General features: G+C 52.6%; 12 protein-coding genes and 1 pseudogene. 2 read left to right on the top strand and 11 right to left on the bottom strand.

Annotated elements, in window-relative coordinates; all coding sequences use genetic code 11:
* Window positions 1–50: 50 nt before the first annotated feature.
* From MCJ35_RS30955 to MCJ35_RS30905, 11 genes and pseudogenes are all read right to left on the bottom strand, one after another.
* Window positions 51–992 carry a ketopantoate reductase family protein gene (locus MCJ35_RS30955; protein WP_025483679.1) on the bottom strand — a complete coding sequence of 314 codons (942 nt, stop codon included), beginning with the start codon at window positions 990–992 and terminating at the stop codon, window positions 51–53.
* A 63-nt stretch (window positions 993–1,055) separates the two neighbouring features.
* Window positions 1,056–1,595, bottom strand: a complete 540-nt coding sequence (locus MCJ35_RS30950) for a nitroreductase family protein (RefSeq protein WP_025483681.1) — start codon at window positions 1,593–1,595, stop codon at window positions 1,056–1,058.
* A 51-nt stretch (window positions 1,596–1,646) separates the two neighbouring features.
* On the bottom strand, window positions 1,647–2,354 hold the full coding sequence (locus tag MCJ35_RS30945) for a YkgJ family cysteine cluster protein (protein ID WP_025483682.1): 708 nt from the start codon (window positions 2,352–2,354) through the stop codon (window positions 1,647–1,649).
* Between the two features lie 177 nt (window positions 2,355–2,531).
* Window positions 2,532–3,374: a MerR family transcriptional regulator gene (locus MCJ35_RS30940; RefSeq protein ID WP_025483683.1), complete on the bottom strand. Its 843-nt coding sequence runs from the start codon at window positions 3,372–3,374 to the stop codon at window positions 2,532–2,534.
* Between the two features lie 501 nt (window positions 3,375–3,875).
* A complete protein-coding gene (locus tag MCJ35_RS30930) occupies window positions 3,876–4,145 on the bottom strand; it encodes a Fur family transcriptional regulator (RefSeq protein WP_008721174.1) in 270 nt (89 codons plus the stop codon).
* Window positions 4,146–4,448: 303 nt separating this feature from the next.
* Window positions 4,449–6,647 (bottom strand): DNA topoisomerase III, encoded by a 2,199-nt coding sequence (locus MCJ35_RS30925; protein WP_025483685.1) that lies wholly within the window; start codon window positions 6,645–6,647, stop codon window positions 4,449–4,451.
* Between the two features lie 16 nt (window positions 6,648–6,663).
* Window positions 6,664–7,434, bottom strand: coding sequence for an IclR family transcriptional regulator (locus tag MCJ35_RS30920; protein WP_025483687.1), 771 nt, complete (start codon window positions 7,432–7,434; stop codon window positions 6,664–6,666).
* Between the two features lie 25 nt (window positions 7,435–7,459).
* Window positions 7,460–7,792 (bottom strand): annotated as a pseudogene (locus MCJ35_RS32465) (DUF6783 domain-containing protein).
* Between the two features lie 11 nt (window positions 7,793–7,803).
* On the bottom strand, window positions 7,804–8,757 hold the full coding sequence (locus MCJ35_RS30915) for a C-terminal binding protein (RefSeq protein WP_008721169.1): 954 nt from the start codon (window positions 8,755–8,757) through the stop codon (window positions 7,804–7,806).
* A 24-nt stretch (window positions 8,758–8,781) separates the two neighbouring features.
* Window positions 8,782–9,801, bottom strand: coding sequence for a zinc-dependent alcohol dehydrogenase (locus MCJ35_RS30910; protein ID WP_025483688.1), 1,020 nt, complete (start codon window positions 9,799–9,801; stop codon window positions 8,782–8,784).
* A 388-nt stretch (window positions 9,802–10,189) separates the two neighbouring features.
* Window positions 10,190–10,951 (bottom strand): SDR family oxidoreductase, encoded by a 762-nt coding sequence (locus MCJ35_RS30905; RefSeq protein WP_025483689.1) that lies wholly within the window; start codon window positions 10,949–10,951, stop codon window positions 10,190–10,192.
* A gap of 365 nt (window positions 10,952–11,316) precedes the next feature.
* On the opposite strand from MCJ35_RS30905, the gene MCJ35_RS30900 reads away from it, so the two are divergent.
* Window positions 11,317–12,183: a helix-turn-helix domain-containing protein gene (locus MCJ35_RS30900; protein ID WP_008721162.1), complete on the top strand. Its 867-nt coding sequence runs from the start codon at window positions 11,317–11,319 to the stop codon at window positions 12,181–12,183.
* A complete protein-coding gene (locus tag MCJ35_RS30895; RefSeq protein ID WP_008721160.1) occupies window positions 12,173–13,087 on the top strand; it encodes a DMT family transporter in 915 nt (304 codons plus the stop codon). Before MCJ35_RS30900 ends, MCJ35_RS30895 begins: the two co-directional genes overlap by 11 nt.
* Window positions 13,088–13,151 lie beyond the last annotated feature (64 nt).

Below are 13,151 nucleotides of genomic sequence, written 5' to 3'. Positions count from 1 at the left end.
TCCTTGTGTATTTCCCCGTATCTATCTTTATATCCATGCGTCAGGAATCTTCATCCAATCCCCTTATATCCCGCCTCCGTCTCTTTTATCTTCCGGTACAGCTCCCTGTTCACCGGCACGTCAAGCCCATGACGCTCCGCCATCCGTATGACCGTGCCCGCGAAGAATTCCACTTCGGACTGCCTTTTGGCAATGCCGTCCTGGCGCATGGAGGGCATCCCATCCGGATTCAGGGTGTCAATCAAATCCACATAGCCCTGCAGGTCCTCCTCGGTCACCCGTATGTGTTCCTTCCCCGCCAATGCAACCACCTCTGCCATGGCGTCCCGCATCATCTGACGTTCCCTGCCGGGATGCTGAACCGTACCATAGGTTCCTTCCGCCACCATGACGGTCTGGTTCACGCCCACATTAAGCATCCATTTGCACCACAGACGCCGGATGATATCCGGTTCCCGTGTATATGGAAATCCGGTCTGGTCAAACAGATCCGTGACTGCTGAAAGCATCGGCTCCTTATATGCCTGGTCCTCCGGTATCCCGATGCATACCTGGCCCATGTGGGAATAGGTCAGCTCATTTCCCAGCTTCACCGCATCCATGCCCTGGGATACGCAGTAGAGCACATGCTCCATGCCCAGCGCCTCCCCAATCACAGCCTCGCTGGTAATGCCGTTGAGCACGGACAGTATGACCGTGTCCCTTCCGACCTGGTTCCTGGCCACGCTGATGGCATCCTCCAAAGCAGTTGCCTTAACAGCAAAAATCAACAGCCCGGCCGGCCCCTGGGAATCGGGCACGGCCCCGTCCTGAATCCGGAAATCCAGCTTCCTTCCATTACAATATACCGGGGTATTCCTGTACCGCCGGGTCCTGTCACTGTCAGCCAGGAAGGTAACCTGTTCCCTTCCCAGCGCATTGGCGAAGAAATCCCCGTATAAAATCCCCATTGCTCCCATCCCTACAATGGATACCCTTTTAATCCTGTCCATATGCCGCCCTCCGTCTCCATAATCCAGTTACTTTACCTTGAAAATGCCCTCTGATAAACATCTTTAGTAAAAACGGGCAATCTCCTCCACGCCCTTCCTGGCCGGCATGGCAGGGTCGGTGTCCCTGTATCCAACGGCAATGACCGACACCACTTCCTGGTTCCCGTCAATCCCCAGAAGCTTCCTTAACCCATCCGCGTCGCGGATTCCCATTATCAGGGTATCCAGGCCCAGTTCCCTGGCCTTAAGGATCAGGTTGGAATCGTGAAGGCCCAGGTCATAGGCGCCCCAGCCATTGCCCAGTTCATTTACCGGACAGCCCTGGTTGTCATGTCCTGAATGGTTTTTCACAAATGCCGTGACAATGAGTACCGGCGCATCCTTACAGTTCTTCTGGTTGAACTCCGGAAGGCAGGATGCCTTTACCTTTTCCAGCATTTCCCCTGACATGACCACGTAGTATCTGGATGTCTGGGAATTTTTCCAGGATGGCGCCTGAATCGCCGCCTCCAGCATTTCCCGGATCAGGGCCGGGTCCACCCCTGCACCGGCTTTATACCTGCGTATGCTTCTTCTCCCGCTTAAGATTTCATTCAGTCCCATAACATGTTCCTCCTGTTCATTTTACCATTTTCCAGTATTCTGTCCGCTTTCTTATCCGTTTTCGCTGCCGTATTGGCCGCCTGTGCGGATTCCCTGGCTGGCTGCAAATGCGGCTGCTTCCTCCAGCCGTCTGTAGAACTGCGGATAAAAATCCTCATCCTCCCCGTAGGGGGTTACATAGAACCAGTTCAGCACATACATGTTCACGGCCTTCATGGTCTCCTGGCTGCCGCTGTCCTTCATGGCTTCCCCCAGTTCTTTCAGGAAATAATGCCAGTCCGCCACAAACCGCTCATACGCCTTAAAATCCGGGGTGTCTATCCATTTGCGCACCTTTACCTTGGTCCGGTTCTCCCTGAGGCATTCGTGAACCTGGAGAAAATACCGGAAGGAGCGGTCCTCGTAAACCCTTCCAAGGGGAAACAGACGGCAGAAGCCGGGACGGATGGGGTGGATGGAGCACCGCCCCTGGTCATTCAGGAAACTGCACCTTTCATCACCGCCGGACATCTTAAGGTTGGGAAGAATCATATAATCCACCACATTCAGTTCAAGATGGCCTGACAGCAGCTGTTCAAACTGCATATGCAGCCCCTTTGTCAAGCGCATGATATCATAGGGGTCCAGAAGGATGGAACTTCCCATGCCCCGGCAGCACGCAGAACATCCGCTGCAGTCGCCGCAATCCGCCTTTACCAGGTCATTGCTTCCATACAGTTTTCCGTCAGATATCTCTTCCAGGCTGACCTTGCGTTCCATAACAGAATCCTCTCACTTCGTTTATTTACCACTCAAGTATGTGTTTAGTATACCATTCTTTTCCATCTGAACGCAACCGTGGGTTTGGGGGAAATGCGGGCCAGGGGTATCGGGCAATGGGTAGCGGGCAACGGGACTGCGTTTTACCGGTTCTTCATATCTACCACTTCTTCATGATCACCGGTTCTTCATGATCATAAGCACCACTGCCGATCCGAACACCACAACCACCCATATGACCGTCACCCACACGGGAAGGGTGATTTCCAACATACGGTTAACCGGAATGATGAGCAGCGACAGCAGGCATACCTGGTTAAACCTCCACGCCCTCTCGTAGGCTTTCCCTTTTTCCTTCTCCACATTTTTAAGGGTGCTTCCGCTGTCTGTCAGGATCCGGTTCATATCCGGCACGCCCCACCTGGCCCTTCCGGCCGTGATGCTCCAGAGTATCAGGGCCGGGAACGGGGAAATGCATAGGACGATCTTCCATATCCGCAGCAGCCGGTCAGGCATCCCTATTCCAAGCACCTGGTTCACCGGAAACACAATCATTGAAAGGATACACAGGAAACAGAACAAAAATGCCATGTCCCTAAGCCTGCACAGACGGTCAATCCTGTCTTTCTTCATAAATTCCCCTCCCATCATCTTCAGTTCGCTCATGCGCAGTTCCAAAAAGCCCGGATTCAGTGTCTCGAACCTCCAGTCCATTTCCCTGACCTCCTGGCATAATTCCCTGATCTGGTACAGGGCCGCTTCCTCTTTTTCTATCTCCACGACCCGCTTTTCCAGCAGGCTGGCCATGGTGCATTGGCCGTTCATGAACAGGCGGATATCAGCCACGGATATCCCCATCATGCGCAGGACCCGTACTTTCTTTAAACGTTCCACATCCTCCGCACTATACTCCCTGTAATTGTTTGCACTCCGCACAGGGGATAACAGGCCTTCTTTTTCATAAAAACGGATATTGGCCTTTGTGATACCCACCTGTAATTCCACTTCTTTTATTGTCATGTGATTCCTCCTTGTCCCGGGACACCTATAGTGTAAAGGGTGAAGAGGGGTGAATGTCAAGAAAAATTTGTATATGAATGGTAATTTTATGGTAAGACGGGAAATAATCCATCTGGTCATGGGAAATCCGGCATCGGAAGTGATGATATGGGATGGGGGATGGGGGTAGGGTGGGGGATGGGGCTAGGTTGGGGGTAGGGGCTAGGTTGGGGGTAGGGGCTAGGTTGGGGATGGCTTGGGGTAGGGCGGGGGCGATGATGGGGGGCGGATTGGGGTGGACTGACGATATATGGGACAAGGTTGGGCTGACGATATATGGCGGAAGGTATGATGAACCACATGGGGCGCTCTACTCCCGCTAAGAAGGGACAGGCATCTGATAATAAACAAAAGCCAGAATCCCCCTCATCCTCTCAAACCCGGATATGGGAATACTGGCTCTTACGGCTTACGTTATTACGGATATAGTGAAAATAGTTGATATGGAATGGAGCCATTCCTTCAGGCGCTCATGCATCCACCCTGCCGCTCCTTGGCCGGGAGGCAGTAGCGGTAGCTTCTGGTCAGGACGCCGATGTCTTCCAGGGTACCCACCATGCGGTACACGGTTGCCAGACCGATGGACGGGTCGCGCTTGATTGCTTCATAATATATTTCCTTGCAGCTGCTCCAGGAACCGTCCAGGATGATTTCCAGAAGTACCTCCCGCTGTCTGGTTACACGCCTGCCGCTTCTCTGAAGCTTATGGATGACCTGTTCTTTCTGCCACATAGTATGATTTCCTCCTTTACCCTTCTTTCATGTATCGGGACAATGAAATAGTTTTGACTAACCATTCTCCACACGCCTCGCCAATCTGAATGATGGACACTGCTTTCCCGGCTTCTGCCATGGTTAATGGCATCATGTTTTCTCCTTCATGCAGTAAGTTCTCAGTAAGTTCTCAATAAATCCCCAATAGCTCTTCAGTAAGTTTACGCTAACTATGTATTTCAAAATATGCAGTCAGGACATTAGTCATTCCTAACTGCATATATAGATTAGCATTTCCCAACTGAATTGTCAAGGAGTTTTTCAGTCTTTAGGGTCCAGCCTGAGTCCTGCCAGCGCTTGTGCAAAGGCGTTATTCACAGGCTCTTCCGCTTCTTTTTTCTGTTGGTTCAGGTACTTGGCCACATCCTTTTTGGATACCCCGGCGCCCTCCTTTTTCCTGCGCGCCTGGAATGCGGTCAGCTTTTCCTTGTATCCGCATTTACACACAAATATCTGGGCATCTCCCTTGCCTCTTAACTCCAGCTTCTTGTGACACACAGGACAGCGTGCATTGGAGGTGCGTGAAATGGTTTCCCTGTGCCCGCATTCCCTGTCCTGGCACACCAGCATTTCACTGTTCTTTCCTTTCACGGCCAGCATGCGCTTCCCGCAGACGGGGCACTTGGTATTGGTCAGGTTGTCATGGCGGAAATTTCCCTGCCCGGCCTTAATCTGTCCAATCAGTTCCTGGGAATAGGTCCGTATATCCTTCATGAATACGCCCCGCTTCAGGCTTCCCTTGGCTATCTTTGACAGCTTTGTCTCCCAGTCCGCTGTCAGCTCCGGCTTCTTTAAGTCCCCGGGAACCAGCTCCAGAAGCTGCTTGGCCTTGGATGTAAGATATATGTCCTTTCCCCTCTTTTCCAGAAGGAAGCTTGAAAACAGCTTTTCGATGATATCCGCCCTGGTTGCAACCGTTCCCAGCCCGCCTGTCTCCCCAAGGGTCCGGGCCAGTTCCTTGTCCCTGGATTCCATGTAGGCCACCGGATTCTCCATGGCGGACAGCAGGGTGGCTTCATTAAAGGGCGCAGGCGGCTTTGTCCTGCCTTCTGTCATGGAAATGCCCAGATTCCCAATCACATCCCCCTTTTTCAGATCCGGCAGCTGCTGTTCCTTTACTTCCTTTTCATCCTCCTCGTCCTCATCCTGAATGTTTTCATAGGCAGCCTTCCAGCCCTGGTCCTTTACGATTTTCCCGCGGGCCACAAAGCTTTCGCCTCCAATCTTAACAATCAGGCTGGTCTGCTCATATTCAAAGGGCGGGTACATCACAGCCAGGAACCTGCGCACCACCAGGTCGTAAATCCGCCGCTCATCAATGGTCATATGGTCCAGCTGCACGAACTGTTCTGTGGGGATGATGGCATGATGGTCCGATACCCTGGAATTGTCCACGAAAAACGGTTTGGCCGGAAGGGCCTGCATGGTAAGGCGCCCTGCCAGCGTGCGGTAGGGACCCACCGCGCATGCCTTAAGCCTTTCCTTCAGGGTCGGCAGGATGTCGCTGCTCAGATATCTGGAATCCGTCCTGGGATAGGTCAGCACCTTATGGTTCTCATACAGGCGCTGCATGATGTTAAGCGTCTCCTTGGCAGAATAGTTAAACCGCTTGTTGGCATCCCGCTGCAGCTCAGTCAGGTCATAAAGGAGAGGGGCAGATGTTTTCTTCGGCGTCCTTCTCACCTCGTCCACCACACCCTTTTCCCCCTTCAGGCGCGTAAGCAGGTTCTGGGCCATTTCCCTGTCAAAGGTGCTGTAGCCTCCGGACGCACGGTTCTGCCAGGTGAATACCAGCCCATCCTTCCTGGCCTGAAGCCCGTAGTATGGTTTTGGGACAAAGCTTTTGATGTCCGCCTCCCGCTTTGCAATCATTGCCAGGGTAGGGGTCTGGACGCGGCCGCAGGAAAGCTGGGCATTGTATTTGCAGGTCAGTGCCCTGGTGGCGTTGATTCCCACCAGCCAGTCCGCCTCCGCCCGGCACATGGCGGCGTCATACAGGCTGTCATATTCCCTGCCGTCCTTTAAATGGGCAAAGCCTTCGCGGATTGCCTTGTCCGTGACCGATGATATCCATAAACGCTTTATTGGCTTGCTGCTTCCCGCCTTCTTAAGTATCAGCCTGGCAACCAGTTCGCCCTCACGCCCCGCATCCGTTGCAATGATGATTTCCCCCACGTCCTGTCTGTGGATCTGGGCCTTCACCGCGTGATACTGCTTGGCTGTCTGCCCGATGACCTCCAGCTTGAACACGTCCGGTACCATGGGAAGGTCTTCCATCTTCCATTCCTTATACTTCTTATCATAATCCTCAGGATCGGCCAGCGTCACCAGATGGCCCAGCCCCCAGGTGACAATATACCGGTCCCCCTCAATGGCTCCGTTTATGTTCTTACCGCACTTAAGTACACGGGCAATGTCCCTGGCCACCGACGGTTTTTCAGCTATTACAAGTGATTTCATCTCGATACTCCTGTTTCTATCCGTTTTTCTTTTTACCAATCACACCTATGATCCGTTCACGCGTCTCCCACAGATGCTTCTTCACTTCCTCCAGACGTTCCTCCTGCATCCTTGCTAACGGGGCGGAAATACTGATTCCGTACACATAATCGCCCTTATAGTCCGGCACGCTGACTCCCACGCAGAACAGTCCTGCTTCCCTTTCTTCCATATCATAGGCAAACCCGGTTTTCCTGGTATCCTTAAGTTCCGCGAGAAGCCGGTCCAGGTCGCAGATTGTGTTGGGCGTATACTGCACGATCCGGCTGTCATCCCACACAGCCTTTACCTCGGCCTCGGACAGCTCGGACAGGATGGCCTTGCCCACCGCGGTCCCTGCCAGAGGAAACTCAAGGCCCACATGGGAGCCGGTTGCAAACATGTTGGCCGAAGGCGTGATCTTGTCAATGTAACGTATGTTGGTCCCTGCCCGTTCCACAAAATGCACGGTTTCCTTACACTCCTCCGACAGGGCCGCCAGGTATGGATGGGCCAGCTTCACCACGCTGTTGCGTTCCTGGATGCTGTTGCCCACTGCCAGCATTTTATAGGTAAGAAGGTATTTGCCGGTTTCCGCCTCCTGCCCCGCGTATCCCAGGTCTACCAATGTCCCCAGTACGCGGTGCACCACGGTGGAGTGGAGGCCGGTCTCATGCCCAATCTCCCTGACACCCATGGCGCCCTTTTCCGCCAGCAGCTCTATTACCTGAAAGGTCCGCTCCACGGACTGTATTGTCTCTTTTGCCATAACTGTTCCATCCTCTGTTTACTGTTTATTTCTGTATCATAGCATAGTTCAGGAATGGGCGCAAGGAATGGTGAAAATGAATGGGCTGGGACATGCAGATGGCGGGAATGAATTTCCGCGCCCTAGAGCGTGTTTGAAAATTCATTCCCGCCGTCTGCACGCCCCACTTCGCGGTATATTTGGCCCCGATTCAGTCAGCGTAGCCCGCTACGCCTCCATCATCGGGACCAAATCTCCCACAAAGTGGGACGCACAGCCGACGGAAAGCAATTTTCAAACACGCTCTAAGCCGGATAAAAAGAAACCAGGCCTTAACCGCCTCAAATGCGCGATTACGACCCGGTACCGTCCCAGCCATACAGGCTGTTCTTATAAGTGGTTGACTGGATATTTCACTGCTTCCCCATTGGCAAAGCGCACTGCCTCTTCGGCAATCTTGCGCTTCAGCTCAAGGGCGGATTCCTGGGAGTACCAGGCCATATGGGGGCTGCACAGGAAGTTATCAAACTGGAAAAGGGCTGCCCCCACTTCCATAGGCTCCTCGGATACCACGTCCAGGGCCGCTCCCGCAATCAGCTTTTCCTGAAGGGCTTTTAGCAGGTCCCCTTCGTTGACAATGCCTCCCCTGGCCGTGTTGACCACAAATGCAGTCGGCTTCATTTTCCTGAATGCGTCAATGTTAATCAGGTTGGTGGTCTCAGGCAGAAGGGGACAGTGGATGGAAATCATATCGGATTCCTTTAAAAGTGTATCAAATGTCACGATTTCCACTCCGTCATGCACGCTTCCCACCTCATAAACAGGGTCGCAGGCAATGCGGCGGCAGTCAAAGCCCATCATCCTCTTTGCAAAGGTGCGGCCGATGCGTCCAAAGCCCACAATTCCCACCGTGGAACCGGGAATGCGGTGTACCGGGATGGCTTCTGTATAATTCCAGGTCCTGTGCTTGGTGCAGTCGTTCATCTCGCATATCTTGCGCACCAGGCCCAGCATCAGGCCCATGGCCTGGTCGGCCACTTCATTCATGCCGTAATCCGGGACATTGCATACCTGCACGCCCAGGTCGGTGGCTGCTTTTAAGTCTATGGTATCCACACCCACGCCGTATCTTAAAATCAGCTTCAGTTCCGGCTTCAGGGCCTCCATCACGCGGCGGCTGAAGGGACCGTACTGGGTCAGCATGATTTCCCCGCCCTTGGCCTGGCGGATCAGGTCGTCCTCAGTCTTACAGGCAAGGTGTGTAAAGGTCATGCCGGCTTTGGCAAATACCTCTTCCTCCTGAACCATCTTATCGTGGTCGCAATCCGTAACAATGATTTTCATGGGCTGTCCTTCTCCTTCCTGATATTACCGGCAGTCAACCAGTACTTTTACCGTCATCTCACTGGGGTCTTTAATCAGGTCAAAGACCTTCTCAGACTCAGCTAACGGAACAACATGGGTAACAATCTTCTCTAACTCAGGAGCAATCTCCTTTGCATACTCCACTGCCTGGCCAAACTCACGGAGTGTGTATACACGGCTGCCCACCAGGGTCTGTTCCTTAAAGTTCACATCCTGAAGGTTCACTGCATGGGGAACCTTATGTACGCCCGTAAGGCAGATCATGCCTCCAATGCGGCAGAGCTTTGTGATTTCCAGGGCTGACGGCTCAGAGCCGCTGCACTCAAACACCACGTCCACTCCCACGCTGCCCGTTGCCTGGTTCACATAGTCAATCATGCTCTCATTCTTCACATTCACTGTCTCAAATCCAAATTCCTTACACATGGCAAGCCTTGCATCATCCACATCCGAGATGATGATTTTGGAAGCGCCTGCATGTTTTAACACAATGCCAGTCAGAAGTCCGATAGGGCCTGCGCCGATGATTGCAGCCGTATCCCTGGTCTGGAATCTGGCCTGGTGCATGGTGCGCACGATGACGGCCAGGGGCTCAATGACAGCTGCCGCCTTGTCGGAAACAGCCTCGTCAATCTTAAACAGCACATCCTCATCACAGGTCACATACTCTGCAATCCCGCCGTCCACGTCAATGCCGATGAGCTTTAAGGTCTGGCACACATGGGGGATTCCTGTCTTACATGCAAAGCAATGTCCGCAGGAAAGAAGGGGATAGGCAGACACCCTGTCGCCGACCTTAAAATTACCGCTCCCTCCGTTAACCGCATCAATGGTTCCTATAAACTCATGTCCCAGTACCAGGGGAGCCTTTGCACGCGGATGCTTGCCTGCAAATATCCCGATATCCGATCCGCAGATCCCGCAGTAAGATACACGGATCCTGACCTGGCCCTCCTTTGGCTCGGGAACAGGCATTTCACGGACTTCCACTTTTTCCGGCGCTGCATAAACTAAAGTCTTCATAATTTGTAATCCTCCTTGCTTCATTTACATTGTATTGGCTACGTATGGCTGACGGATGCTTGTTACATTTCAGCCCTTTCCAAAACTTAGCTACAACCACATCTCAGTTACATCCACATCTCAGTTACATCCACATCTCAGTTACATCCACATCTCAGTTACATCCACATCTAACACACATTCACACAGATAATTTTTACAGCCAGCTCTTATTGTTCCGCATTTCGGAACAATGTTCCTTTTTTGTTGTTATGACTTAATTTAAGCACATTTTACCCATAATGTCAATACAGACGGGCAGTTTTAGCATAAAAAAATAACACCGCATCCATATGCACGGAATGCGGTGTTGGTATATTCTATTTACTATAAGCGGTCCACATAAAATCTACTTAACCAGATATCCCCCATCCACAGGAATCACTGCCCCGTTCAGGTAGTCGGAGGCCGGTGATGCCAGGAATACCACGGTTCCCTTCATGTCGTCGGGTGTGCCCCAGCGGCGGGCGGGAATGCGGTTGGTAATCTCGGCAAACCTTGGGTTCGCCGGATCTGTAAGGGCTGTGTTCATCTCCGTGTCCATGTATCCCGGAGCAATGCAGTTAACATTGATGCCCTTGCTGGCCCACTCATTGCAGAATGCCTTGGTCATCTGTGTCACTGCGCCCTTGGATGCGGCGTAAGCAGGTACGGTCATTCCTCCGAAGAATGCCAGCATGGAGGAAATGTTAATGATCTTGCCAGGCTTCTCCTTTGCAATGAACTCGCGGGCCGCCATCTGGCAAAGCTCAAAGCAGGCAGTAAAGTTAACGTTCATCACGTCTGCCAGGTCGTCAAGGGGAAATTCCTCACTTTTGTGGCGTCTCTGGATTCCTGCGCAGTTCACCAGGATATCAAGATCTCCCAGACTCTTAACCGCCTCGTCAAATGCCGCTGCCCTGGCAGCGCTGTCCCCCAGGTCCACTGCGATTCCATGACACTTAAGCCCCTTATGGCACAATCCGGCAGCCACATCATGTACCTTTTCGCTGCTTCCGAATATGACCACCTCGGCGCCTGCTTCCATCAGCCCTTCAGCCATTCCATAGCCAAGACCTCTGGTTCCGCCTGTTACAATTGCCTTCTTGCCTGTTAAATCAAATAAATTCATTCTTTTGCCCTCCTGATTGTGATGGTTCAGGAGCTGGCTGTGTGTGATATGTTACCCTTAGAGTATCATCATTCCTTACAAAAATCAAGATTTTTTTCACCCGGTGTCATATCATCCAAGAAATCCCCGCAAAAATATGCTACACTATGATGTGTCCGTATCCCACCAGCTATCCTACACCTGGCAACGGGCGGCATCAGGTGTGCCAGGCAGCGCCAGTTACAGGGTAACACCAGATGCACAAGGCAGCGCCAGTTACAGGGTAACACCAGATGCACAAGGCAGCGCCAATTGTGCAAGACTGCTCCAGGCAGCCCTGATACCACAGGACGGACACAGCCAGACAGAACCGGAGGTAATCTGCAATGATACAGAACCAGGAACAGCGCCATGTCCATTATGACCGTGACTTAGAGCTGGAAGCTTACCAGCTCAGCGGTATCGTACAAAAATTCCCCAATCATTTCCATGAATGTTATGTCATAGGTTTTGTGGAGGGGGGCAGACGCCATCTGTGGTGTAAAAACCAGGAATGCGATGTAAGCGCCGGGGATTTAATCCTCTTCAACCCCAGGGATAACCACTGCTGCGCGCCGGTGGACGGCGAGCTTCTGGATTACCGCGCGGTAAACATCCAGCCTGAGATAATGGAGAAGTCCGTCAAAGAGATTACAGGCAAATGCTTCCGCCCGTATTTCACCCAGAATGTGGTGTACCGCAGCGACATCACCCGGTCCGTGGCAGCGCTCTATGACTCCATACTGAGGCATGCGTCCAAACTGGAAAAGGAGGAGTCCCTGTTCTTTCTTCTGGAACAGCTTCTGCAGGAATATGCAGAGCCTTTCAGCGAGGAGACCATCTCCAGGCCCGACCCGCAGATACAGTCGCTGTGCACCTATATGGAGGAGCATTTTTCAGACAACATATCCCTTGACGAGCTGACAGCCATGACCACCTTTGGGAAATCCTACCTGCTCCGTTCCTTTACAAAACAGATTGGGGTATCCCCTTACCGGTATCTGCAGACCATCCGCCTTGATAAGGCAAAGCATTTCCTGGAGCAGGGCATTGCTCCCGTGGATGCGGCCGCCATGGCCGGATTCTCAGACCAGAGCCATTTTACCAATTTCTTCAAGGAATTCATCGGACTGACCCCCAGGCAGTACCAGAAAATATTTACCACCGCATCAGAGCCGGAAGAACCGGAAAAGGAGCCGCACCATGAATCATGATAAAACACCCACAGGCCATCTGGCCGCATTCATCACCATCCTCATATGGGGAACCACGTTCATTTCCACAAAAGTACTGTTAGAAACATTTTCCCCTGTGGAGATCCTGTTCATCCGCTTTGTCATGGGCTATCTGGCCCTGTGGCTGGTGTGTCCCAGAACCCTTAAGCTGGATTCACGCAGACAGGAGCCGCTGTTCATGGCGGCAGGCCTGTGCGGCATAACCATGTATTACCTGCTGGAGAATATCGCCCTTACCTTCACACTTGCATCCAATGTGGGCGTCATCATCTCCATTGCACCGTTTTTCACGGCTATCCTCAGCTGCCTGTTCCTTGGGGGGACACGGCCCGGCAGGCAGTTCTTCATCGGTTTTCTGCTGGCTATGGCCGGAATCTTCCTTTTAAGCTTTGGAAGCAGTTCCCTGTCCATCAATCCAATGGGTGACATCCTGGCCGTTGCCGCCGCCATCATATGGGCCGTGTATTCCACTTTGACCAAAAAAATAAGCGCCCTTGGCTACGGCACGATCCAGACCACACGGCGCACATTTTTCTATGGGCTTATCTTCATGATCCCGGCGCTGGCCCTGATGGACTTCAATGTCTCACTGAGCCAGGTCACAAGCCCCTTAAATCTCTGCAACCTGCTGTTCCTGGGGCTGGGCGCATCCGCCCTCTGCTTTGTCACCTGGAACCTGGCGGTTAAAATCCTGGGTTCTGTCCGGACCAGTGTGTATATCTACATGGTGCCTGTCATTACCACGGTCAGTTCCGCCCTTGTATTAAAGGAACCGGTGACCATGACCGCCGTATGCGGCATCGCATTAACCCTTGCCGGCCTGTTCCTGTCCGAACGCCCGTCCATGCATCAGCGCCCGGACCGCGCAGGGACAGTTCATTGACAAGTAAGCATCATGAAAAAATCATCAAAGAAAACAGGAGCGTGCCCGGGCAGGTACCAATGCC

The sequence above is a fragment of the Enterocloster sp. OA13 genome (genome assembly GCF_022440595.1).
Lineage (GTDB): Bacteria > Bacillota > Clostridia > Lachnospirales > Lachnospiraceae > Enterocloster > Enterocloster hominis.
The sequence above is the reverse complement of the archived record's forward strand: the minus strand, read 5'-3'. Positions and strand labels throughout refer to the sequence as shown.

Excerpts from the sequence above, each read along its gene's own strand:
- MCJ35_RS30955 (WP_025483679.1), bottom strand. The coding sequence starts at position 992 with ATGGACAGGATTAAAAGGGTATCCATTGTAGGGATGGGAGCAATGGGG.
- MCJ35_RS30950 (WP_025483681.1), bottom strand. The coding sequence starts at position 1,595 with ATGGGACTGAATGAAATCTTAAGCGGGAGAAGAAGCATACGCAGGTAT.
- MCJ35_RS30945 (WP_025483682.1), bottom strand. The coding sequence starts at position 2,354 with ATGGAACGCAAGGTCAGCCTGGAAGAGATATCTGACGGAAAACTGTAT.
- MCJ35_RS30940 (WP_025483683.1), bottom strand. The coding sequence starts at position 3,374 with ATGACAATAAAAGAAGTGGAATTACAGGTGGGTATCACAAAGGCCAAT.
- MCJ35_RS30930 (WP_008721174.1), bottom strand. The coding sequence starts at position 4,145 with ATGTGGCAGAAAGAACAGGTCATCCATAAGCTTCAGAGAAGCGGCAGG.
- MCJ35_RS30925 (WP_025483685.1), bottom strand. The coding sequence starts at position 6,647 with ATGAAATCACTTGTAATAGCTGAAAAACCGTCGGTGGCCAGGGACATT.
- MCJ35_RS30920 (WP_025483687.1), bottom strand. The coding sequence starts at position 7,434 with ATGGCAAAAGAGACAATACAGTCCGTGGAGCGGACCTTTCAGGTAATA.
- MCJ35_RS30915 (WP_008721169.1), bottom strand. The coding sequence starts at position 8,757 with ATGAAAATCATTGTTACGGATTGCGACCACGATAAGATGGTTCAGGAG.
- MCJ35_RS30910 (WP_025483688.1), bottom strand. The coding sequence starts at position 9,801 with ATGAAGACTTTAGTTTATGCAGCGCCGGAAAAAGTGGAAGTCCGTGAA.
- MCJ35_RS30905 (WP_025483689.1), bottom strand. The coding sequence starts at position 10,951 with ATGAATTTATTTGATTTAACAGGCAAGAAGGCAATTGTAACAGGCGGA.
- MCJ35_RS30900 (WP_008721162.1), top strand. The coding sequence starts at position 11,317 with ATGATACAGAACCAGGAACAGCGCCATGTCCATTATGACCGTGACTTA.
- MCJ35_RS30895 (WP_008721160.1), top strand. The coding sequence starts at position 12,173 with ATGAATCATGATAAAACACCCACAGGCCATCTGGCCGCATTCATCACC.